Source organism: Gemelliphila asaccharolytica (genome assembly GCF_001553005.1).
GTDB lineage: Bacteria > Bacillota > Bacilli > Staphylococcales > Gemellaceae > Gemelliphila > Gemelliphila asaccharolytica.
On sequence record NZ_KQ959861.1, the window covers coordinates 50,450 to 71,853 of the forward strand.

A 21,404-nucleotide genomic window follows, 5' to 3' on the forward strand; every position below is an offset into this window, starting at 1 on the left:
TGTTAAACCTAAATTAGATTTAACATCATATTTTTTTTATTTTGTTATGTATTCTATAATTTTTTCTAATTGCATACTTCTGCTAGCCTTAAATAATAGAATTTCATTATTAATTTTATTTTGTTTAATGTAGTCAGAAATTTTATTTATATCATCAAAATGGATTGTTTTAATTGTGTCTTTTTTTATATTTTTTGTTATATTTTTTGCCAATTTTCCTATAGATATGACTTCATTTATTGTATTATTTTTTATATCGTTAATATATTTACCTACATTTTCATGAAATAATATTTCATTTTTTCCTAATTCATACATATCTCCTAAAATGATTCTTTTATAATTGTAACCTACTTGAGCATTTAAAACATCAATTGCAGCTTTCATTGAGGTTGGACTTGCGTTATAAGCATCATTTATAATCAATGAATTATTTCCATAAGGTATTTCTTCTAATCTCATTTTTGTTATGTCTTTAAATTCATGTAGTGTATCTAATATTTCTTGTTCATTTATATTCATTTTTTTGGCTATTGTTATTGCATAGGTTATGTTTAAAATATTATGTTTTCCTTTTATTTTAGTTGTTATCAAATTCTTCATAATATTTAGTTTAAAATCTATACAATCTTTTTTTAGCGAATAATTATTTACTTTTACAGCATTTTCTTTATTAAAACCACAGGATATATTTTTGATGTTATTTTTTAATACTAACTTATTAAGTAATGGTTCATCTCCATTATATATTAAAGTCCCATTTTTTTTCATACCTCTTGTAATTTCAAATTTTTCTTTTGCTATACCATCTCTAGTTTTAAAAAATTCAATATGACTTTCTCCAATATTAGTTATAACACAAAAATCAGGATTAGATAATTCAGATAGTAATTTTAGTTGACCAAAATTATCAGCACCCATCTCAAGTATCAGAATATCAGTATCACAAGGTGTACTAAGAATAGTAATAGGAACACCTAACTCATTATTATTATTAGATTTTGTCTTATGTACTTTATATTTAGTAGATAGTATTTTAGAAATTATATCTTTTGTGGTAGTTTTACCATTAGAACCAGTAATAGCTACAACTTTAGTATGTAATGATTTTAGATAGCTCATAGCTAATTTTTGAATAGAGGAAAGAGAATCATTAATAAAGATTATATTTTTATTTTTTAGTTTTATATTTTTTTTTATAGATAAAGAGCATACTGCTCCGTTTTTAAAAGCTTCTTCTATATAATCATGTCCATCAACGTTTTCACCAATGAATGGTATAAATAGATCTCCCTTTTTAACTTTTTTACTATTTAGTGAAATCCCTGTTATTTTTAAATTTTTATCTATTATATTGTATATTTTAGTATCTAGTATTTGAGGTAATTCAGTAATTTTAAATTCCATAAAGATGTCCTTTTTAAAGTAAATTGTTTTTTTCATCAAATGTTATTTTTGCTAGTTTTATTAATTTTTCTATAAGATTTGAATAACTTAGACCCATATTTTTCCACAGTAAAGGATACATAGAAAAAGGGGTAAATCCAGGCATTGTATTTATTTCGTTTATATATATTTCATTTTTTTCAGTTAGAAAGAAATCTACCCTAGCTAGTCCATTAGCATCGATAGAGTCAAATGCTATTTTAGCCATATCCATAAATTTTTCATATAAGTTGTTATCGATATTGGCTGGAATTTCCATTTTAGATTTTCCATTAGTATATTTAGTTTTATAATCATAAAATTCGGTTGATGATATATTAATAATTTCTCCAGGATATGTTGCATCAGAGTTTTTTGCAGTTCCTAGAACTGCTACTTCTATTTCTTTAATTGCTGATAAACCTTTTTCTATTACAACTTTTCTATCGTATTTAAATGCTAAATTAATGCCTTCTATTAACTCTATGTCATTATGAGCTTTTGTAATACCAACTGATGATCCCATATTTGCAGGTTTTATAAACATTGGGAATCCAATTCTTTTTTGTAAAACAGTAATTATATTTTCTTTATTATTTATCCATTCGTTGTTTAAAAAATCATAGTAAGGTAACTGTGGTAATTTAGCAATGGAAAATAATTTTTTCATTATTGATTTATCCATACCTGTTGCAGACGATAATACTTTATTTCCTACATAAGGAATATTCATTATTTCTAAAAGTCCTTGAATAGTTCCATCTTCTCCATTTGGTCCATGCAAAACTGGAAAAACTAAATCCATTTTTTTATCATTTATATAGAGTAATTCACTAATATTTTTATTATAATCACTATATATCAATTGGCTTTCATTTTTTATGTCTTTAACTATTTCTTCTCCTCTTGCCCATTCTCCTTTGTTAGAAATAAATATAGGAAACACTCTATATTTATTTTTATTTATGGCGTTTATTATAGATTTTGCCGTAAGTAATGAAACTTCATGTTCTGCACTTTTCCCACCATAGATTATTGCAATGGATTCTTTCATAATATTCTTCTCCTTGTAATTTTAAATGCTTACTAATTATATCATATATGATAATACTATTCATCTTTTATTTTGTATTTTTCTTTTAATTCATATATCTTATCTCGTGTATTAGCAGCATTTTCAAAATCAAATTTTTCCGCATATTTAAACATTTGTTCTTCTAATTTTTTAATTTGTTTTTTTATTTCTTTTTCTGAAAATTCTAATGGGAGTTTTAACTCATTTTCTAATTTATATCTTTCTTTTTTATATGATATTATATCTTCTATATCTTTTTTTATTGTAGTAGGAACTATATTATTTTTTTTGTTATAAGATTTTTGTATTTTACGTCTTCTATTTGTTTCTTCGATGGCCTTTTTCATACTTTTTGTTATAGTATCAGCATACATTATAACTCTTCCTTCACTATTTCTTGCAGCCCTTCCGATTGTTTGTAATAATGCTTTATCTCCTCTTAAAAATCCTTCTTTATCTGCATCTAATATTGCAATTAAGGAAACTTCTGGAATATCTAATCCTTCTCTTAGTAAATTTATACCTATAAGAACATCAAATTTACCTATTCTTAAATCTCTTATTATCTTTGTTCTTTCTAAAGTTTTTATGTCTGAATGTAGATATTTTGCCTTAATTTCTGCATTTTTTAAATAATCAGAAAGTGATTCAGCCATTTTTTTTGTTAAAGTAGTAACAAGTATTCTATTATTTTTTTTTATTTCTTTTTTTATTTCGTTAATTAAATCAAATACTTGACTATCAATAGGACGAATTACTATAGTTGGATCTAGTAAACCTGTAGGTCTTATAATTTGTTCTGCAATATTATCACTTATATCTATTTCAAAATCTGATGGTGTAGCCGAAACAAATATAACTTGATTTAATTTTTTTCTAAATTCTTCAAAATTTAGGGGTCTGTTATCTAAAGCAGAAGGTAATCTAAATCCATAATCTACTAAACTTTTTTTTCGTGCTTGGTCACCATTGTACATGCACGAACCTGGGGAATTGTAACGTGGGATTCATCTATAACTAATAAAAAATCTTTAGGAAAATAGTCAAGTAGTGTATATGGTGTTGATCCTCTTTCTCGTAAGGTTAGATGAAGAGAATAGTTTTCTATTCCAGAACAAAATCCCATTTCTTCTAACATTTCGATATCATAATTTGTTCTTTCTTCTAATCTTTGAGCTTCAAGTAATTTATTTTGCGATTTTAATTCTTTTAATCTATAATATAGTTCGTTTTTAATTCTTTCTATAGCTTTTTTTAATGTTTCCTCTCCTGCAATAAAATGACTTGCGGGATAAATAACAATATGCTCTAGTTCATATAAAATTTCTCCAGTTGTGGGGTTTATTTCTCTTATTTTTTCTACTTCATCACCAAATAATTCTATTCTGAATGAATTGTCACTTTTGGAGATTGGAAAAATATCTATAACATCACCTCTAATTCTGAAAGTGCCACGTGAAAAATTGATATCATTTCTTTCGTATTGTATACTAACTAATTTTTGTATTATTGACTTCCTTGATATTTCCATTCCAATTTTTATGTTAAGTCTTAAATGTTCATATTCTCTTGGAGAACCTAGTCCATATATACAACTGACACTGGATACAACAATTACATCTTTACGTTCTAATAGCGATGATGTTGCACTATGTCTTAATTTATCAATTTCATCATTAATTGAAGAATCTTTTTCTATATAAGTATCAGAAGAGGCTATATAGGCCTCTGGTTGATAATAATCATAATATGAAACAAAATATTCTACTCTATTGTCTGGGAAAAATGTTTTAAATTCATTATATAGTTGTGCTGCTAAAGTTTTGTTATGAGCAAGCACAAGAGTAGGTCTAGAAAAATTATTTATTATATTAGAAATTGTAAATGTCTTACCAGTTCCTGTAGCTCCGTATAATGTTTGAAATTTTAATCCATTATTTAATCCTGTTGTAATAGATTTTATAGCTGACTTTTGATCACCTTTTGGTGAATATAAACTTTTTATTTTAAATTTATTTTTATTTTTGTCCATACACTACACCTTTAATAATAATATAAAACAATTATATACTTAATAATAAAATAATTCTATAATTTAAAATTAAATTAAAATAGAAAAAAAATCAATGTAATGTTATAATAAATAATAAAAATGGAGAGTTATTATGAATAATTGGGTTGAAATAAAAATTAATACTACTGTTGAGGCCAGTGAAATTATAGAAAATATTCTTTTCGAATTAGGCTCTAGCGGTATTTCAATAGAAGGAAAATCGTTACTTGAAGAAAATTTAGATGATAATTTAGGAACAATAGTAGCTATAGATGAAAAAAAATATTCATTCGAAGGGGTGCTTATAAGAGGTTATATAGAAAAAACAGATTTTTCAAAAGATTTTTTTGAGAAACTAAAAGAAAAAATAAAAAGTATTTCTAATAATTTTGACATTGGATATTTTTTCAATATATCTTATAAAATTATAAAGGATGAGGATTGGGAAAATTCATGGAAAGATTTTTTTGAAATTTTGGAAATTGGAGATAATTTTGTTATTGTTCCTACATGGAAAAAATACAAAAATGAAAATAATAAAAATATTATTAGGATAGATCCAGGTATGGCTTTCGGCACTGGAGGTCACGAAACAACAACTTTATGCATAAAAAATTTAGAAAAATACTTAAATAAAGATGATAATGTTATTGATGTTGGGTGTGGTAGTGGAATACTAACTATAGTTTCAAGTTATTTGACGTGTGGAAAATTAAAAGCTGTAGATTTAGACGAAAAAGCAGTTGAAATATCAAAAGAAAATTTTAAAGTAAATAATATTTTAGATAGGGTATCAGTACAAAAAGCAAATCTTTTAGAAAATGAAAGTGATAATTATAATGTTATAGTATCTAATATACTTCCTCATATCATAGAAAAAATGTTAGAAGATGCATATAAATTATTAGAAAAAAATGGATATTTTATAGTATCAGGAATTATAAAAAATAAAAAAGATGATTTTCTAAAAAAAGCTATAAAAAAAGGTTTTATTTTAAAAGAAGAAATTCATCAAAATGATTGGTGTTCTTTGGTTTTTACTAAGTAATTTAACTTAATATTTTATATTAAATAAAAAAAGGAGATAAAAATGATTGAAAGATATTCTACGAAAGAAATGAAGGAAGTTTGGTCGGAGAATAATAAATATAATGCGTGGTTGGAAGTAGAATTATTATCTTGTGAAGGTTGGTCAAATTTAGGAGAAATAGAAAAAAAAGATATAATAAATTTAAGAAAAAATGCTTCTTTTGATTTAAAAAGAATATATGAAATTGAAAAAGAAACAAAACATGATGTGATAGCTTTTACAAGAGCTGTTAGTGAGTCATTAGGATATGAAAAAAAATGGATTCATTATGGATTAACTTCTACAGATGTTGTAGATACTGCATATGGCTATTTGTATAAGCAAGCTAATAATATAATAGACAATAAGCTTAATATACTTATTAAACTTTTAAAAGAAAAAGCGTATAAGTATAAAAATACTTTTATGATTGGAAGAACTCATGGCGTTCACGCAGAGATAACCACTTTTGGACTAAAAATGGCTTTGTGGTATGACGAAATGGAAAGAAATTATAAAAGATTTTCAGAAGCTAGAAAAATGGTAGAGGCAGGGAAAATATCTGGTGCTGTGGGTACTTATGCAAATATTCCAACATATATACAAGACTATGTTTGTAAAAAACTAAATATAAATTCTAGTAAAATATCTACACAAATATTACAAAGAGATAGACATGCACATTATTTTTCAACACTAGCACTAATAGCTACCTCAATAGAAAAATTTGCAGTGGAAATAAGACATTTACAAAGAACAGAAGTTAGAGAGGTAGAGGAATTTTTTGATAAAGGACAAAAAGGTTCTAGTGCCATGCCTCATAAAAGAAATCCTATCTCTTCTGAAAATATAACAGGAATAGCTAGAGTAATTAGAGGATATATGTTAACATCGTATGAGAATGTTGTATTATGGCATGAAAGAGATATATCTCATTCATCTGCAGAAAGAATTATTTCTCAAGATGCAACTAATCTTATAGATTATCAAATAACTAGATTTACAAACATATTAAAAAATTTAAAAGTATTTGAAAAAAATATGATAAAAAATATAGATAAAACTAACGGAGTTATTTTTTCCCAAAGAGTATTGCTTAAATTAGTAGAAAAGGGCTTATCTAGAGAAGAATCATATGATATTATTCAACCAAAAGCAATGTATTCTTGGGAAAATAAGATAAATTTTAAAGATTTATTGTTAAATGATAAATTAATAATGAGATATCTTTCTAAAAATGAATTAGATGACTGTTTTAACTATAAATATCATGTTTCAAGATTAGAGGAAATTTATGATAGAGTTTTCAAAAAGTAATTTTAATAAAAAGTTTAAGAATGCATTACCATTATTAGAAAAAATCAAAAAAAATTCTTATGATGCATACTTTGTTGGGGGATGTGTTAGGGATTTTATGCTTAACAAAGATTTTTGTGATATAGACATAACAACATCTGCTACTCCTGATGAAATAAAAAAAATATTTAATAATGTTATAGATACAGGAATAAAACATGGGACGGTTACTGTTATAAATAAAGGTATCCCGTATGAAATAACAACATTTAGAAGTGAAGGAAATTATATCAACCATAGATTTCCAGAAAAAGTTTTTTTTGAAAAATCTATTTCTCAAGATTTAGAAAGAAGAGATTTTACGATAAATGCTATGGCATTAGATATAAAAGGAGATTTAATAGATTTACATTCGGGAATATTAGATATAAAAAGAAAATTAATAAGAACTGTTAATAATCCTGATGAGCGATTTAATGAAGATGCATTAAGAATGCTTAGAGCTTTTAGATTTTCGTCTATGTTAAATTTTATTATTGAAAAAGATACTTATGATTCTATATGTAAAAATAAAAAATTGATAGAATATATTTCTATAGAAAGAATAGTTAATGAATTAAAAAAACTATTTATGGGAGAAAATAATTATAATTCATTTAATTTGTTAATTAAAAGTGGTTTAAATATCTATATACCTTTTTTTAAATATGTAAAACGTATAACAAATTTTTCAAATTTTAATTTTAATCAAATAATTTTTTATTTATTAATTAAGAATTCTATTGAAATACAAGATTTAAAAAAATTAAAATTATCAAAAAAAGATTACAAAGAGATAAAAGATTATTTAAAAATATCTAATTTGATAAAAAATTCAAATTTAATAAATAGAATAATATTTGATTTTAGCAAAGAAAAAGTTATTTTTGTTTTAAAGGTTATAGAATATTTTAATGAAGATGATATAGAAAAAATAAAAAAAATAATATTACCTATAAATTCATTTTCGGATGTTAATATCACTAATAGAGAAATAATTGATACAATAAAAATTAAAAAACCGGGTCCTTGGATTAAAAATATAAAAGACAAGATTATTAATAATATATTACTTAATAATTTAGAAAATGATAATTATAAAATAAAAGATTTTATAGTAAGGATTGGAGATTTATAGCATGAAAAAATATAATTTTTCTGTTATAGATTTAGAATTGACAGAAAAAAAAGAAATTCTTCAAATAGCTATTATATTCTTAAATGAAAAATTTGAAGTTATTGATAAAATAAACTATTTTTGTAATGTTAATTCTAAAATCTCATCTTTTATATCTGAATTAACAGGTATAAGAAAAAAAATGGTAAAAAAAGAAAAATATTTTTTTGAAATATCTTATGAAATTTATCAGAAAATAAAAAATAGCACATTAATTTTTCATGGGGGACAGCAAGATTACCAAATATTGAAGACAGAATTTTTAAAAAATAATAATAAAGAATTAAATAATATAGTTATTGATACGTTGGAGTTATCTAAAATTTTTTTTCCAACATTAAAAAGTTATAGGCTTGAAAAAATAGCGAAAGAACTTGATATAAAAAATATAGATTTATATCATAGAGCAGATAACGATGCGTATATTACATATAAATTATTATTAAAAATTTTGTATAAATCTTCTTGTTTGAATATTTCAAATTATAGTAAATTGATTGATGTTTTAAAAATATATTCAATAGATTATTATAATTTTTTGAAAAATTTTAGAGAAAGATTTCATAGAAAAATAAAAATAAACAAAAATGACTTCTTTAAAAATAAAGGAATTTATTTTAAGAAAATACAGGAAATAAAAACAAAAAAAGATAAAGTTAATAAAATACATGTTACATCAATATTAGAAAATGAATATATATCATTTTTTTTATCTGATGAAAAAAATGACTCGTTAGTATTAGGAAACTTTAGTGATTATATTGATTTTAATTTTCATAAAAAAATAGTAATTGAGAATAAAGTAGAATTATTTTTATATATGAAAATTCTTGTATGGATAATGGAAACAGATACAGGAAATTTAATAGAGTTAAATATAAATAATGAAGAAAAAGAGTATTTGAAAAAATATAAAGGTAAAAATAAAAAAAATTATTTTTATAAAAAAAATATTGAAAATTCAAGAAATAAAAAAAACATTGTAATAAGTTATAATACATTTCGAAATATATGGAAAAGTACATTATTTTCTAATAGTATATATGTTTTTGAAGACTTAGATATATTGAAATTAGAGATAAAAAAAATGTTTTCATCTAAAATAAGTTTTAGAGATATAGTGAAAGAATTTGATATAGATAATGATGGCTTAGATGCAAAAAGAAATATATTAATTTTAAATAAAATACAAAAAATGATAGACTTTATATACATATTGTATAATAAAAACAATAAAAAAGTTGATAATGAGCATATTAAATATTTTATATCAGAAATTAAAATATTAAAACAAGATGTGAATAAAATAAAAAATAAATTATATTTAACAAATATTTTTTTAAAAAAACTTCAGGAGATTTTATTATTTAATATTGATGGTATTGTAGGTTTCGAAATAATTAATAGCTATCCTTGTATTTATATACAATATAGTCATAAAACAAAAGAAAAAAACTGTTTAAATAAATTATTTTCAAAAAAAATAATTTATTTAAACATTAATCAAAAAAAAGATAAAATAAATAGTATAAAATCCTGTGATAAATTTATAATTTTTGATGACAATATAAAAAAAGATGTATCTTATTATAAAAGAAAAAAATCTAAACATAAAAAGTATAAGAATTACTCTTATTTTGATAATTTTTATAAATTATTTAAATATATAGAAAAAAATGATAATTATAAGTTCTATTGCTATGTCGATAAAAGTATTTTTACCTATAGTTATTATTTAGAAAAATTATTTAATTAATTTTTTGATGAAATTCTAAGCATTTGAATGTATATAAATTTTTGATATACTATAATATGAATAATAAAAATAAGGAGAAGTATAATTGAATAAATATAATTTTAAAGAACAAGTAGGAAATGAAATTTCTTTTGGAGCATGGATTTCTAACAAAAGAAGTAGCGGGAAAATAGCCTTTTTAAAATTAAGATATGGAAAAGGATTTATTCAAGCAGTAGCGATAAAAGAAAAACTAGGAGAAGAAAAATATAATAAATTAAGACATTTACCTCAAGAAACATCTATTAATGTCAAAGGAATTATTAAAGAAAATATTAGAGAAGCTTCAGGAGTAGAATTAGAGCTAATTGATTATGAAGTAATAAATATATCTACTGATTATCCAATAACTCCAAAAGAACATGGTGTAGAATTTTTGGCAGATAATAGACATTTATGGATAAGATCAGAAAAACAACATGCGATTTTAACAATTAGAAATCAGATAATAAAATCAACATATGATTTTTTTGAAAACGAAGGATTTTTAAAATTAGATCCACCTATATTGACATCTTCAGCTCCAGAAGGAACTACAGAATTATTTCATACTAAATATTTTGATGAAGAAGCATTTCTTTCACAATCTGGACAATTATATATGGAAGCATGTGCTATGTCATTTGGTAAAGTTTTTTCTTTTGGACCTACATTTAGGGCTGAAAAATCTAAAACAAGACGCCATTTAATTGAATTTTGGATGATAGAACCAGAAATGGCATTTTACAATCATGATGATAGTATGAAATTACAAGAAAAATATGTTAATTATTTATTAGAAGAAGTTCTAGAAAAAAATAAATTACAACTAAACATATTAGGAAGAGATATTGAACCGTTAAAAAAATGTCTTGGAGAGTTTCCAAGAATAAAATATAAAGATGCTGTAGAATTGCTTAAAAAAAATGGTTTTGAAGACATAGAATATGGAAAAGATTTTGGCTCTCCACATGAAACATTTATAGCTAACCATTATAATAAACCTGTTTTTATAACAAATTGGCCAAAAGATATAAAACCTTTTTATATGAAAGAAGATATAAATGATAAAAATACAGTATTGTGTGCTGACTTAATTGCTCCAGAAGGATATGGAGAAATAATAGGTGGTTCACAACGTGAAGATGATTATAATATATTATTGTCTAACATAAAAAATAACAATCTAAATTTGGATGAATATAAATGGTATTTAGAACTAAGAAAATATGGTTCTGTAGAACATTCAGGTTTTGGATTAGGATTAGAAAGGACTGTAGCTTGGATAACTGGTAATGGACATGTAAGAGAAACTATACCATTTCCTAGGTTACTAAATAGATTAAAACCATAAATATGAAAAATATACAAACAAAAGGTTTATTTATAGAAGAAAATTTTTTATTAAATTATAGCCGATATAATATTAATTCGAGCGAGGCATTCTTTTTATTGCAATTAAATTATATTTCCAATCAGGGAAAAATAAATTTTGATTCAAAGAGATTTGCTTCTGAACTCTCTATGTCAGAAGAAGAATTAATAGCTAATATTAATTCTCTTTATAAAAAAAATATTTTATTTATTTCAGAAAAAAATAAAATTCAATTTTTATTAGATAAATCAGCGAATTATTATACACTAAAAGAATTATATATTGTAGTAGAAAAGATAACTAATAAAATTTTAAATTCAAAAGAAATGAATATATTATCTACTTGGATAGACAAGTGCTATACAAAAGAAGAAATACTTAGTGCCTTTAAATCATCGAAAAATATTAATTATGTAGATGCTATACTTAACAATAAGCCAATAAATATTAATAATAAAGAAGATGAGGATGATATTTTATTTTATGAATGGCTCCATGACTAATATTTCAAAGAGTAGACTGATAAAAAAATATTTAGATGATATGTATCCTGATGTAGAATGTGAGTTGAATTTTAAAAATAATTTAGAGCTTCTAATAGCTGTAATATTGTCTGCGCAATGTAAAGATGAATATGTCAATAGAGTTACACCTAAATTGTTTAATAAATATAAATCTATTGATGATTATGCAAATGCTAAAATTTCTGATATAGAAATTTATATTAAAAGTTTAGGCTTATATAAATCTAAATCAAAAAATATAAAAAATATGGCTATAATGTTAAAAAAAGATTTTAATAATAAAATTCCTAATGAATTAGATAAATTACTGCTATTACCAGGGGTTGGAAGAAAAACTGCAAATGTGGTTTTATCAGTAGGTTTTAATATACCAACAATTGCCGTAGATACTCATGTAGAAAGGGTATCTAAAAGATTAGGATTAGCTGACAAAAAAGATACAGTTTTACAAGTTGAAAAAAAATTGAATAAAATATTTCCTAAAAATGAATGGGGAAAAATTCATCATCAATTAATTCATTTTGGAAGATATAAATGTAAATCTATAAATCCTAAATGCGATGGTTGTGGACTTTCTAAAATTTGTACATATAATAGGAGTAGTAAATGATAGTAATAGTGGTTATATCTATTATACTTGTTTTAATAGATCAAATTTCTAAAAAAATAATAGAATTAAATTATAATATAGGAGATAGTAAAGAAATAATAAAAAATTTTTTTTATATCACATCGCATAGAAATAGAGGAGCAGCATGGGGTATATTGCAAAATTCTAGATATCTATTTTTATTTATTACTATTTTATTTTTATTTTTATTATTTTTTTATATTTATAAAAATAAAGTATTACTAAAAATAAATGATTATGTTATGTTCTCCTTAATTATAGGGGGGGCACTAGGAAATTTTCTTGATAGAATAATAAAAGGAGAAGTCATAGATTTTTTAGATTTTCATATTTTTGGGTATGATTTTCCTATATTTAATTTAGCAGATACATTTATTTGTTTAGGTATTTTTTTATTAGCTTTAAAAATATATAAAGAATAATATAATTACATAATGAAACATTTTAAATCATTAAAAAATAGTAAGGAATTCGATAGTTAAATGTATGCGTATATAAATGGTATTATAAAAGAAATTAATCCTAAGAATATTATCTTAGAATCTTCTAATATTGGTTATGAAATTTTTGTTTCTAATCCTTATGAATATGAAATAGGAGATAGAATTAAAATATATATAAGTCAACAAATAAGAGAAGATTCGAATAATTTATATGGTTTTAAAAAAAAAGAACAAAAAAAATTATTTTTGGACTTGCTTAAAGTAAAAGGAGTAGGTCCAAAAAGTGCTTTAGCTATTTTAGCAAGTGCTAATTATAGTGAGATAATATCTGCAATTAATAATTCAGATATTAAATTCATGAAAAAATTTCCTGGAATAGGAGTTAAATCAGCGCAACAGATAATTTTAGATTTGAAAGGAAAATTAAAATTCTCAAAAAATAATCTAGAAAAATCTAATCAAAAGGTAGTAGATGCAATTTTAGTTTTACAAGCACTAGGATATAATAAAACTGAATTATCTAAAATAGAAAATAAGTTATATGAATATAATTTTGAAAAAACAGATGATTATGTAAAAGAAGGATTAAAGTTATTAATAAATAAGTAAATTTAATAATTAGGAGATTTTATGGATGAAAGATTGCTTTCAGAAAAAAAGAATGATGAAGATAGATTAAATGAATATACATTAAGACCTAAATTTTTAAATCAGTATATTGGCCAAAAAAATATAAAAGAAAATTTAAATATCTTCATCAAAGCTGCAAAAATTAGAAATGAAGTATTAGATCATTGTTTAATATATGGACCGCCTGGATTAGGTAAGACTACCTTAGCAACTATAATATCTAATGAAATGGGAGTTAATATTAAATATATATCTGGGCCAGCAATAGAAAAAGCAGGTGATTTGGCTGCTATTTTATCAACGTTAGAACCAGGAGATGTTCTATTTATAGATGAAATACATAGAATAAGTAGATCTATAGAAGAAATTTTATATTCAGCAATGGAAGATTTTTATTTAGACATAATAATAGGAAAAGGGGAGGAATCAAGGACAGTTAGAATAGATTTACCTCCTTTTACTTTAGTAGGAGCAACAACAAGAGCAGGAGCACTTACTGCACCATTGAGAGATAGATTTGGTGTACATTGTAGATTAGAGTTTTATGATATTGATGAATTGAAAAAGATAATAAATAGAAGTTCAAAAATATATAATTTCGATATAGATAAGTATAGCTGTTATCAAATAGCCAAAAGGTCTAGAGGAACTCCAAGAATTGCTAATAGATTATTAAAAAGGATAAGAGATTATGCTCAAGTTCAAAATAATGGAAAAATTAATGAAGAATTGACAATAAATTCATTAAATGCATTGCAAATAGATGAATCCGGATTAGATAATATTGATTATAAAATTCTTGAATGTTTGGTTAAAAGGTATTCAGGACGGCCTGTAGGATTAGAAACTATAGCCATTTCTATAGGTGAAGAAAGTATAACAATTGAAGACTTATATGAACCTTATTTAGTAAAAGAAGGATATATAGAAAGAACCCCAAGAGGAAGAAGAGCTACAAAAAAAGCATTTGAACACCTAGGAGAGGAATATATGGACAAATAGATGATTGATAGTAAAAACTTTATAAATATAAGACACAAAAATCAAAAAATTAATTATGATAATTTACTAAAAAGGTTAATTATAGAATGGGAAAACAAAAAAATAAAACCCAATATATTGATACATTCTTGTTGTGCTCCTTGTAGTACATATGTATTAGAATATTTATCTAAATTTGCTAATATTACTATTTATTTTTCTAATTCTAATATACATCCTAAAGATGAATATATAAGAAGAGCATTAGTTCAGAAGAACTTCATATATGAATTTAATGTTAATACAGGTAACAATATTAAATTTATAAGTGAGAAGTATAGACCTAATGTTTTTGTTAAAAAAACAAAAGGTTTAGAAAAAGTTCAAGAAGGTGGAGAAAGATGCAATATATGTTATGAAATGAGATTAGAGGAAACCGCTAAAAAGGCAGAAGAATTAGGATTTGACTATTTTGCATCTGCCTTAACAATAAGTCCGCAAAAAAATTCTATTAAAATTAATAAAATAGGATATGATATACAAGAAAGAATATCTATATATTATTTACCATCAGATTTTAAAAAGAATAATGGATATAAAAGATCAGTAGAAATGTGTAAAGAATATAATATATATAGACAATGTTTTTGTGGGTGTATATATGCTGCTATTAAACAAGGTATAAACATAAAAAAAATAAAAAAAGAAGCTCAAGAATACAATAAAAAATACAAATCATATACATCGTTATTTTTGTAGTTAAATTTAAAAAATATTTATATAAAAATACTATAATTTTAATAAACTTGTAAATAAGTTTTTTATATGGTATTATTGCATTGTAAATGCTTAAATAAAAGGAGAAAAAAATGATAAAAAAAGAATATAAGATTATTAATGAAACAGGTATACACGCAAGACCGGCAACTATTTTGGTTCAAGTAGCATCAAGGTACGAATCAGTTATAGAATTAGAATTTAAAAATAAAAAAATAAATTTGAAATCCATAATGGGAGTAATGAGTTTAGGTATATCTCAAGGCTCTACAATTACCATAACAGCAGATGGGACTGATGAGAATGATGCAATTAGAAATATAGAAAATACTTTAAAAACAGAGGGCCTTGTATAGATGATTCAAATAAAAGGTATTGCTGCGTCGCAAGGAATATCTTTTGCAAAGGCTTATTTTTTTAATAATCCAAAGTTGGAAGTATTAGAAAAAAAAATAGTCAACACTTCAGAAGAATTATTAAAATTAGACTCAGCTATAGAATTATCAAGAAGAGAACTAAAATTAATAAAGGAAAAAACTTCAGAAATGATTGGAAATGATAAAGCAAATATATTTGAAGCACATTTATTAATTTTAGAAGATGAAGAATATATAGAAACTGTAAAAACTGATATTATATCAAAAGAAATAAATGCAGAATATGCTTTAAAAGAAACGTCAGATATGTTTATACATATGTTTGAATCAATGAATAATAAATATATGAAAGAAAGAGCATCCGATATAAAAGACGTTTCTAAAAGAATTATAGCTCATTTATTAGGAGTTTCTTTACCTAATCCAAGTCTAATAAATGAGAAAGTAATAATAGTAGCTAATGACTTAACACCATCACAAGTTGCACAATTAAATCATAAATATATAAAAGGATTTGTTACTAATATAGGTGGAAAAAATTCTCATTCATCTATAATATCAAGGCAATTAGGAATTCCTGCAGTTGTAGGAACAAATAATATAACAAGTATTATTAAAAATGGAGATTTTTTAATAGTCGACGGTACAACTGGTATTGTGGAAATTAATCCAAATAATGAAATTTTAAAAAAATATAAAGAAAAAAAGGAAATTTTAAAAAAGGAAAAAGAAAATCTTTATAAATTGTCATTATTGAAAACAGAAACAGCAGATAATAAAAAAATTATTTTATCTTCTAATATAGGAACATTAAAAGATTTGCAAGAAGTAAAAAAGAATGGTAGTGAAGGGATAGGTTTATATCGTACTGAATTCTTGTATATGACAAAGGGAGAATTACCAACTGAAGAAGAACAGTTTAATATATATAAGCAAATCCTATTAAATATGAAAAATAAATCTGTGGTAGTGAGAACGTTAGATATAGGTGGAGATAAACGAGTTCCTTATTTAGGATATCCTAATGAGATGAATCCTTTTCTTGGATGTAGGGCAATTAGATTATGTTTGAAAGAAAAAAATATTTTTAAAACACAATTAAGAGCATTAATTAGAGCATCTATTTATGGGAAATTATGTATAATGTTTCCTATGATATCGACATTAACAGAGTTAAGAGAAGCAAAAAAAATATTTGAAGAACAAAAAATAATATTAAAGAAAAAAGGATATAAAATTGCTGAAAATATAGAAATTGGAGTTATGATTGAGGTACCATCTGCGGCTATACTTTCTGACTTTTTTTCTAAAGAGGTAGATTTCATATCGATAGGAACGAATGACCTTATCCAATATACAATGGCAGCAGATAGAATGAATGAAAATGTATCTTACTTATATCAGCCTTATAATCCAGCAGTATTTAGATTAATAGATTTTATTATAAAGTCTGCACATAATGAAAATAAATGGGTTGGAATTTGCGGAGAAATGGCATCAGATCCTATAGCTATACCTATCCTTGTAGGTATGGGCATAGATGAGTTATCAATGACATCTACATCAATTCTTAAGGTTAGAAAACATATTAAAAAATTGAAATTTTCAGAAATGAAAAATTTATCAAAAAAAATACTAATGTGCAGAACATCAGATGAAGTAATTTCAGTTGTAGAGAAAGAAATTATTAAATAATAACTTATGATTTTTAAATAAAAAGGGGGAGAGAATATGGAAGAAGTAAAAATAAACTTTTCAAAAGAAGAAAAAAAATTTGTAGAAAAATACGCTGAACAGCAAAAAGAAACTTTAGCAGAATATATAAAAAAAGCAGTATTTGAACAAATAGAAGATGAAGAAGATAAAAAAGCTTATCAACGAGCAAAAAAAGAATATGAAAAAGATAAAACTACATATTCTCACAATGAAATGAAAATATTATTAGGACTATAAAAGAATGTACACACTAATATATTCAAAAACAGTTCTAAAAGATTTTAAAAAAGCAGATAAACAACTTCAAAAAAATATATATAATTAGATAGATAAAAATTTACAAAACTGTATAAATCCTAGAGAAAAAGGGAAAGCATTATCTTATAATAGAATAGGACAATGGAGATATAGAATAGGAAATTACAGACTAATCTGTGAAATAAAAGACAAAGAATTAATAATTTTAGCATTAGAATTTGGACACAGAAAAAATATCTATAAATAAAAAGTGGGAAGAATATGGAAGAAATAAAAATAAACTTTTCAAAAGAAGAAAAGAAATTTGTAGAAAAATACGCTAAAGAACAAAAAGAAACTTTAGAAGAATATATAAGAAAAGCAGTATTTGAACAAATAGAAGATGAAGAAGATTTAGATGAACAAGAACTTTTAAAAGAAATAGAAAATACAAAAACTGATAAAAAGTAAACTCATGAAAAAGTGTGGAAAATATTGGGAATATAAATGTATCAAGTAATATTCACGGAAGTTGGTACTATTTTAACGAGTCTGGATATATGGTAGCTAGTATCTGGATAGGTAATTATTACCTAGGAGAAAACGGAGCAATGCTTACAAACACAACAACACAAGACGGATACAAAGTAGGTTGTGATGGAGTGTGGATAGCGTAATACACCAAAAAAAGGCAACTAAATAAAACAAAAGAGAGTAACAAAAGTTACTCTTTTTTCATACTCAAAAGCACACGCAAGTAGTGTTTTTTTAACGGGATTGACATATCATTAAAAAAATTAAACGGAGTAGAAAGACTAAAACTATTTGATGAAATACTAAATAGAAATAGTAACTTTAGCTACACATACGAAGACATAAAACAAAGTAAAATAGGAGCAAAATCATTTATAGCACCGTCAAGAATAGAAATAAAAGAAAACTTCCTAAAAATAAATGAAGAATACGCACAAGTGTTATATATAAAACATTTTCCAAAATCATTAAATGATAAATTAATAAAAAACTTAACGAATTTATCGTTTGAATTAGCAATAACAGTCAACGCAGAAATCTATGAAGAAGATAAAGTACGAAAAGAATTGGAATATATAGAAACAACATCATATATAAACCTAGTGAAAAGTCAAAAAAAAGCAAGTAGGGACGGAGTGTTCGTATCAGATGAATTTATAGGAGGAGATATAGACAAAAAAACCGTAAAAAACATAAAAAAATGGAAAGAAGAAATGGACGAATATGACCAAAAAATATTTAATCTTTCCATTTGAAAACAAAAGTAACTATAAAACCTACCTTGCAGTGTTTTTAAGTTTTCTAATAATCTTAATTATAAGCTTAACATTAAAATGTTTTTTATTGATTTTTAATTTTATGTAACGTTTATGTAACGTTACTTTTTATTTACTGGGTTTTTATGGATTATTTAAAAATTAAAAACCTTGTTATATAAGCTTTTTAAGAGATATGAGTTTTTTTGAATAGTCAGTATTATATATAATAATTTATTATTAAATATCTAAATATGAGTTAATATATTGATATAATTTTTTATGCTTTATAGTTTAAACTCAATGTGATAAAATAATATATAAATACTTTTTAAGGAGAATATTTTGGAAATAAATAAAATTTTAAAAATAACCAAATTATATGATTTTTACTCAGAATTGTTAAAAGAAAAACAAAAAAAATATATTGAAAGTTATTTTTTCAATGATTTATCTCTTACAGAAATTTCAGAAAATTTTAATATATCAAAACAAGCAGTTTCGAATAATATAAAAAGAAGTATATTAGAATTAGAAAATTATGAAAAAAAATTGTCTTTAATTGAACAAAGTGATAAAAGAAATAAGTTATATAAAAAAATAGAAAATATTAATAATGATGAAAAAATTTCAAATATGATTGAAGAATTAATTAAATTAGAAAATTAGGAGAATAAAATGGCATTTGAGGGATTATCTAAAAAATTACAAGATACTATTTCAAAAATAACAGGAAAAGGGAAAGTTTCAGAAAATGATGTTAAACAAATGATGAGAGAAATAAGATTGGCATTATTAGAAGCTGATGTTAATTTTAAGGTAGTTAAAAGCTTTATAAAAAAAGTAAGCGAAAGAGCTGTTGGAACAGAAGTTATGAAATCCTTAACTCCTGCACAACAAATAATAAAAATAGTTAACGAAGAATTAGTTTCATTATTAGGAGGAGAATCAGCAAAATTATCCGAGGGGAAAAAAATAACAGTAGTGATGATGATTGGTTTGCAAGGAGCAGGAAAAACAACAACAGCAGCAAAATTAGCACTTAAAATAAAGAAAAAACATCATAAAAATCCGTTATTAGTAGCAGCTGATACATATAGACCAGCTGCTGTTCAACAATTACAATTATTAGGGAAGCAATTAAATATACCTGTTTTTTATTGTGAAAAAACACCTGTTGAGATAGTAAAAAAGAGCTTAATTTATGCTAAAGAGAATAATCATAATTATATAATTATAGACACAGCCGGAAGACTTAACATTGATGAAAAGTTGATGAATGAATTAAAAATGATAAAGTCTGTTTCTAACCCTAATGAAATATTATTGGTTGTAGATTCTATGATAGGTCAAGAAGCAGCTAATATTGCTAAATCATTTGACGATCAATTAAATATATCTGGATTGGTTCTAACTAAATTAGATGGTGATGCCAGAGGTGGAGCAGCATTATCAATAAAATCAGTAACAAATAAATCTATCAAATTAGTAGGATTAGGGGAAAAAATGAATGATTTAGAATATTTTTATCCTGATAGAATGGCATCAAGAATACTAGGAATGGGCGATGTAATATCATTAATAGAAAAGGTACAAAGTACAATAGATAAAGAAGAATCTAAAAAGATTCAAGAAAAAATGTTAAAACAAACTTTTACATTTGACGATTTTTTGAAGCAGATAGGGCAAGTAAAAAAAATGGGGTCTATAAAAGATATTATAGGAATGCTTCCTGGTATGAGCAAATTAAAGGGCTTTGATGTTAGCAAAATTGATGAAAAGCAGTTTGTTTATATAGAAGCAATTATTAAATCTATGACTAAAAAGGAAAGAGAAAATCCTGATATTTTAAATATTTCAAGAAGAAAAAGAATTTCTTTAGGAAGTGGAAGACCGATTTCTGAAGTTCATAGACTAATAAAACAATTTAATGAAATGAAGAAAGTCATGAAAAAATTTGGTAATATGTTTGACAATAAAAATAAAATGAAAGGATTAGGAAAATTATTTTCTAAAAATTTTCCTTTTTAGACAATATAAATGATTAATATAGTACTATTTCAACCAGAAATACCATCTAATACAGGTAACATTTCAAGAACTTGTGTAGGGACTTCAACAAGATTACATTTGATAAAACCATTAGGTTTTTTATTAGATGACAAGCATTTAAAAAGAGCAGGTCTTGATTATTGGAAAAATCTTGATTTAATTATATGGGATTCTTTTGAAGATTTTTTGCAAAAAACTAATTCAAAAAATTATTTTTTAATTACTAAATTTGGTAATAAATTATATTATGAAGAAAATTTTAAAGATAAAATTAATGAAGATATATATGTAATATTTGGTAGAGAGACCAAAGGATTACCTGAAAATTTCAGGTTAAATAATATAGATAAATGCTTAAAAATACCTATGAGTAAAAACGTAAGATCGTTAAATTTATCTAATACAGTGGCTATCGTATTATATGAAATTTTAAGACAACAAAATTTTAAAAATTTATAATATAT

At 23.9% G+C, this 21,404-nt stretch carries 23 protein-coding genes and 1 pseudogene; 21 read left to right on the top strand and 3 right to left on the bottom strand.

What is annotated here, in order from left to right; all coding sequences use genetic code 11:
- Positions 1-36: 36 nt before the first annotated feature.
- The 3 genes and pseudogenes from HMPREF1871_RS01650 to uvrB form a co-directional block, all read right to left on the bottom strand.
- Positions 37-1,407 (bottom strand): UDP-N-acetylmuramoyl-tripeptide--D-alanyl-D-alanine ligase, encoded by a 1,371-nt coding sequence (locus HMPREF1871_RS01650; RefSeq protein WP_066129457.1) that lies wholly within the window; start codon positions 1,405-1,407, stop codon positions 37-39.
- 13 nt (positions 1,408-1,420) lie between these two features.
- Positions 1,421-2,482, bottom strand: coding sequence for a D-alanine--D-alanine ligase (locus HMPREF1871_RS01655; RefSeq protein WP_066129167.1), 1,062 nt, complete (start codon positions 2,480-2,482; stop codon positions 1,421-1,423).
- A gap of 53 nt (positions 2,483-2,535) precedes the next feature.
- Positions 2,536-4,532, bottom strand: a pseudogene (gene uvrB, locus HMPREF1871_RS01660) (excinuclease ABC subunit UvrB).
- 133 nt (positions 4,533-4,665) lie between these two features.
- Between uvrB and prmA the strand changes: the two are divergent.
- The 21 genes from prmA to trmL all read left to right on the top strand — a co-directional run bounded on the left by prmA (position 4,666) and on the right by trmL (position 21,399).
- Positions 4,666-5,601, top strand: coding sequence for a 50S ribosomal protein L11 methyltransferase (gene prmA / locus HMPREF1871_RS01665; protein ID WP_066129170.1), 936 nt, complete (start codon positions 4,666-4,668; stop codon positions 5,599-5,601).
- Positions 5,602-5,643: 42 nt separating this feature from the next.
- The gene (gene purB, locus HMPREF1871_RS01670; RefSeq protein ID WP_066129173.1) at positions 5,644-6,939 is read left to right on the top strand and encodes an adenylosuccinate lyase; all 1,296 of its coding nucleotides are present in this window, start codon (positions 5,644-5,646) and stop codon (positions 6,937-6,939) included.
- On the top strand, positions 6,917-8,095 hold the full coding sequence (locus HMPREF1871_RS01675; RefSeq protein WP_066129178.1) for a CCA tRNA nucleotidyltransferase: 1,179 nt from the start codon (positions 6,917-6,919) through the stop codon (positions 8,093-8,095). The genes purB and HMPREF1871_RS01675 overlap by 23 nt, the downstream gene beginning before the upstream one ends.
- Position 8,096: 1 nt before the next feature.
- Complete coding sequence (locus tag HMPREF1871_RS01680) at positions 8,097-9,890, top strand: 3'-5' exonuclease (RefSeq protein ID WP_066129180.1); 1,794 nt, start codon at positions 8,097-8,099, stop codon at positions 9,888-9,890.
- 85 nt (positions 9,891-9,975) lie between these two features.
- Complete coding sequence (gene asnS, locus HMPREF1871_RS01685; RefSeq protein WP_066129182.1) at positions 9,976-11,262, top strand: asparagine--tRNA ligase; 1,287 nt, start codon at positions 9,976-9,978, stop codon at positions 11,260-11,262.
- Between the two features lie 2 nt (positions 11,263-11,264).
- Positions 11,265-11,786 (top strand): DnaD domain protein, encoded by a 522-nt coding sequence (locus tag HMPREF1871_RS01690; protein WP_066129186.1) that lies wholly within the window; start codon positions 11,265-11,267, stop codon positions 11,784-11,786.
- Complete coding sequence (gene nth, locus HMPREF1871_RS01695) at positions 11,779-12,417, top strand: endonuclease III (protein WP_066129189.1); 639 nt, start codon at positions 11,779-11,781, stop codon at positions 12,415-12,417. Before HMPREF1871_RS01690 ends, nth begins: the two co-directional genes overlap by 8 nt.
- Positions 12,414-12,860: a signal peptidase II gene (gene lspA, locus HMPREF1871_RS01700; RefSeq protein WP_066129191.1), complete on the top strand. Its 447-nt coding sequence runs from the start codon at positions 12,414-12,416 to the stop codon at positions 12,858-12,860. The genes nth and lspA overlap by 4 nt, the downstream gene beginning before the upstream one ends.
- 60 nt (positions 12,861-12,920) lie before the next feature.
- The gene (gene ruvA / locus HMPREF1871_RS01705; RefSeq protein ID WP_066129194.1) at positions 12,921-13,490 is read left to right on the top strand and encodes a Holliday junction branch migration protein RuvA; all 570 of its coding nucleotides are present in this window, start codon (positions 12,921-12,923) and stop codon (positions 13,488-13,490) included.
- Between the two features lie 21 nt (positions 13,491-13,511).
- Positions 13,512-14,513, top strand: a complete 1,002-nt coding sequence (gene ruvB / locus HMPREF1871_RS01710; protein ID WP_066129197.1) for a Holliday junction branch migration DNA helicase RuvB — start codon at positions 13,512-13,514, stop codon at positions 14,511-14,513.
- Positions 14,514-15,251 (top strand): epoxyqueuosine reductase QueH, encoded by a 738-nt coding sequence (locus HMPREF1871_RS01715; protein WP_066129200.1) that lies wholly within the window; start codon positions 14,514-14,516, stop codon positions 15,249-15,251.
- 110 nt (positions 15,252-15,361) lie between these two features.
- Entirely contained in the window at positions 15,362-15,625 is a 264-nt protein-coding gene (locus HMPREF1871_RS01720; protein WP_066129202.1) for a phosphocarrier protein HPr, read from the top strand.
- Positions 15,626-17,341 carry a phosphoenolpyruvate--protein phosphotransferase gene (ptsP, locus tag HMPREF1871_RS01725; RefSeq protein WP_066129204.1) on the top strand — a complete coding sequence of 572 codons (1,716 nt, stop codon included), beginning with the start codon at positions 15,626-15,628 and terminating at the stop codon, positions 17,339-17,341. It abuts the gene before it with no gap.
- Positions 17,342-17,377: 36 nt separating this feature from the next.
- The gene (relB, locus tag HMPREF1871_RS01730) at positions 17,378-17,599 is read left to right on the top strand and encodes a type II toxin-antitoxin system RelB family antitoxin (RefSeq protein ID WP_066129207.1); all 222 of its coding nucleotides are present in this window, start codon (positions 17,378-17,380) and stop codon (positions 17,597-17,599) included.
- 88 nt (positions 17,600-17,687) lie between these two features.
- Positions 17,688-17,867, top strand: coding sequence for a type II toxin-antitoxin system RelE family toxin (locus HMPREF1871_RS06435; RefSeq protein WP_083505612.1), 180 nt, complete (start codon positions 17,688-17,690; stop codon positions 17,865-17,867).
- A 14-nt stretch (positions 17,868-17,881) separates the two neighbouring features.
- Positions 17,882-18,070, top strand: a complete 189-nt coding sequence (locus tag HMPREF1871_RS01735; protein ID WP_066129209.1) for a DUF6290 family protein — start codon at positions 17,882-17,884, stop codon at positions 18,068-18,070.
- A gap of 14 nt (positions 18,071-18,084) precedes the next feature.
- Entirely contained in the window at positions 18,085-18,276 is a 192-nt protein-coding gene (locus tag HMPREF1871_RS06255) for a hypothetical protein (RefSeq protein WP_066129212.1), read from the top strand.
- A gap of 294 nt (positions 18,277-18,570) precedes the next feature.
- Positions 18,571-18,888 (top strand): hypothetical protein, encoded by a 318-nt coding sequence (locus HMPREF1871_RS01745; RefSeq protein ID WP_066129215.1) that lies wholly within the window; start codon positions 18,571-18,573, stop codon positions 18,886-18,888.
- Positions 18,889-19,233: 345 nt separating this feature from the next.
- Positions 19,234-19,557, top strand: coding sequence for a YlxM family DNA-binding protein (gene ylxM / locus HMPREF1871_RS01750; RefSeq protein WP_066129218.1), 324 nt, complete (start codon positions 19,234-19,236; stop codon positions 19,555-19,557).
- Positions 19,558-19,566: 9 nt separating this feature from the next.
- Complete coding sequence (gene ffh / locus HMPREF1871_RS01755) at positions 19,567-20,919, top strand: signal recognition particle protein (RefSeq protein ID WP_066129220.1); 1,353 nt, start codon at positions 19,567-19,569, stop codon at positions 20,917-20,919.
- 9 nt (positions 20,920-20,928) lie between these two features.
- The gene (trmL, locus tag HMPREF1871_RS01760; RefSeq protein WP_066129222.1) at positions 20,929-21,399 is read left to right on the top strand and encodes a tRNA (uridine(34)/cytosine(34)/5-carboxymethylaminomethyluridine(34)-2'-O)-methyltransferase TrmL; all 471 of its coding nucleotides are present in this window, start codon (positions 20,929-20,931) and stop codon (positions 21,397-21,399) included.
- The last annotated feature ends 5 nt before the right edge of the window (positions 21,400-21,404 follow it).

Excerpts from the sequence above, each read along its gene's own strand:
- HMPREF1871_RS01650 (WP_066129457.1), bottom strand. The coding sequence starts at position 1,407 with ATGGAATTTAAAATTACTGAATTACCTCAAATACTAGATACTAAAATA.
- prmA (WP_066129170.1), top strand. The coding sequence starts at position 4,666 with ATGAATAATTGGGTTGAAATAAAAATTAATACTACTGTTGAGGCCAGT.
- purB (WP_066129173.1), top strand. The coding sequence starts at position 5,644 with ATGATTGAAAGATATTCTACGAAAGAAATGAAGGAAGTTTGGTCGGAG.
- HMPREF1871_RS01675 (WP_066129178.1), top strand. The coding sequence starts at position 6,917 with ATGATAGAGTTTTCAAAAAGTAATTTTAATAAAAAGTTTAAGAATGCA.
- HMPREF1871_RS01680 (WP_066129180.1), top strand. The coding sequence starts at position 8,097 with ATGAAAAAATATAATTTTTCTGTTATAGATTTAGAATTGACAGAAAAA.
- HMPREF1871_RS01690 (WP_066129186.1), top strand. The coding sequence starts at position 11,265 with ATGAAAAATATACAAACAAAAGGTTTATTTATAGAAGAAAATTTTTTA.
- nth (WP_066129189.1), top strand. The coding sequence starts at position 11,779 with ATGACTAATATTTCAAAGAGTAGACTGATAAAAAAATATTTAGATGAT.
- lspA (WP_066129191.1), top strand. The coding sequence starts at position 12,414 with ATGATAGTAATAGTGGTTATATCTATTATACTTGTTTTAATAGATCAA.
- ruvA (WP_066129194.1), top strand. The coding sequence starts at position 12,921 with ATGTATGCGTATATAAATGGTATTATAAAAGAAATTAATCCTAAGAAT.
- ruvB (WP_066129197.1), top strand. The coding sequence starts at position 13,512 with ATGGATGAAAGATTGCTTTCAGAAAAAAAGAATGATGAAGATAGATTA.
- HMPREF1871_RS01715 (WP_066129200.1), top strand. The coding sequence starts at position 14,514 with ATGATTGATAGTAAAAACTTTATAAATATAAGACACAAAAATCAAAAA.
- HMPREF1871_RS01720 (WP_066129202.1), top strand. The coding sequence starts at position 15,362 with ATGATAAAAAAAGAATATAAGATTATTAATGAAACAGGTATACACGCA.
- ptsP (WP_066129204.1), top strand. The coding sequence starts at position 15,626 with ATGATTCAAATAAAAGGTATTGCTGCGTCGCAAGGAATATCTTTTGCA.
- relB (WP_066129207.1), top strand. The coding sequence starts at position 17,378 with ATGGAAGAAGTAAAAATAAACTTTTCAAAAGAAGAAAAAAAATTTGTA.
- HMPREF1871_RS01735 (WP_066129209.1), top strand. The coding sequence starts at position 17,882 with ATGGAAGAAATAAAAATAAACTTTTCAAAAGAAGAAAAGAAATTTGTA.
- ffh (WP_066129220.1), top strand. The coding sequence starts at position 19,567 with ATGGCATTTGAGGGATTATCTAAAAAATTACAAGATACTATTTCAAAA.
- trmL (WP_066129222.1), top strand. The coding sequence starts at position 20,929 with ATGATTAATATAGTACTATTTCAACCAGAAATACCATCTAATACAGGT.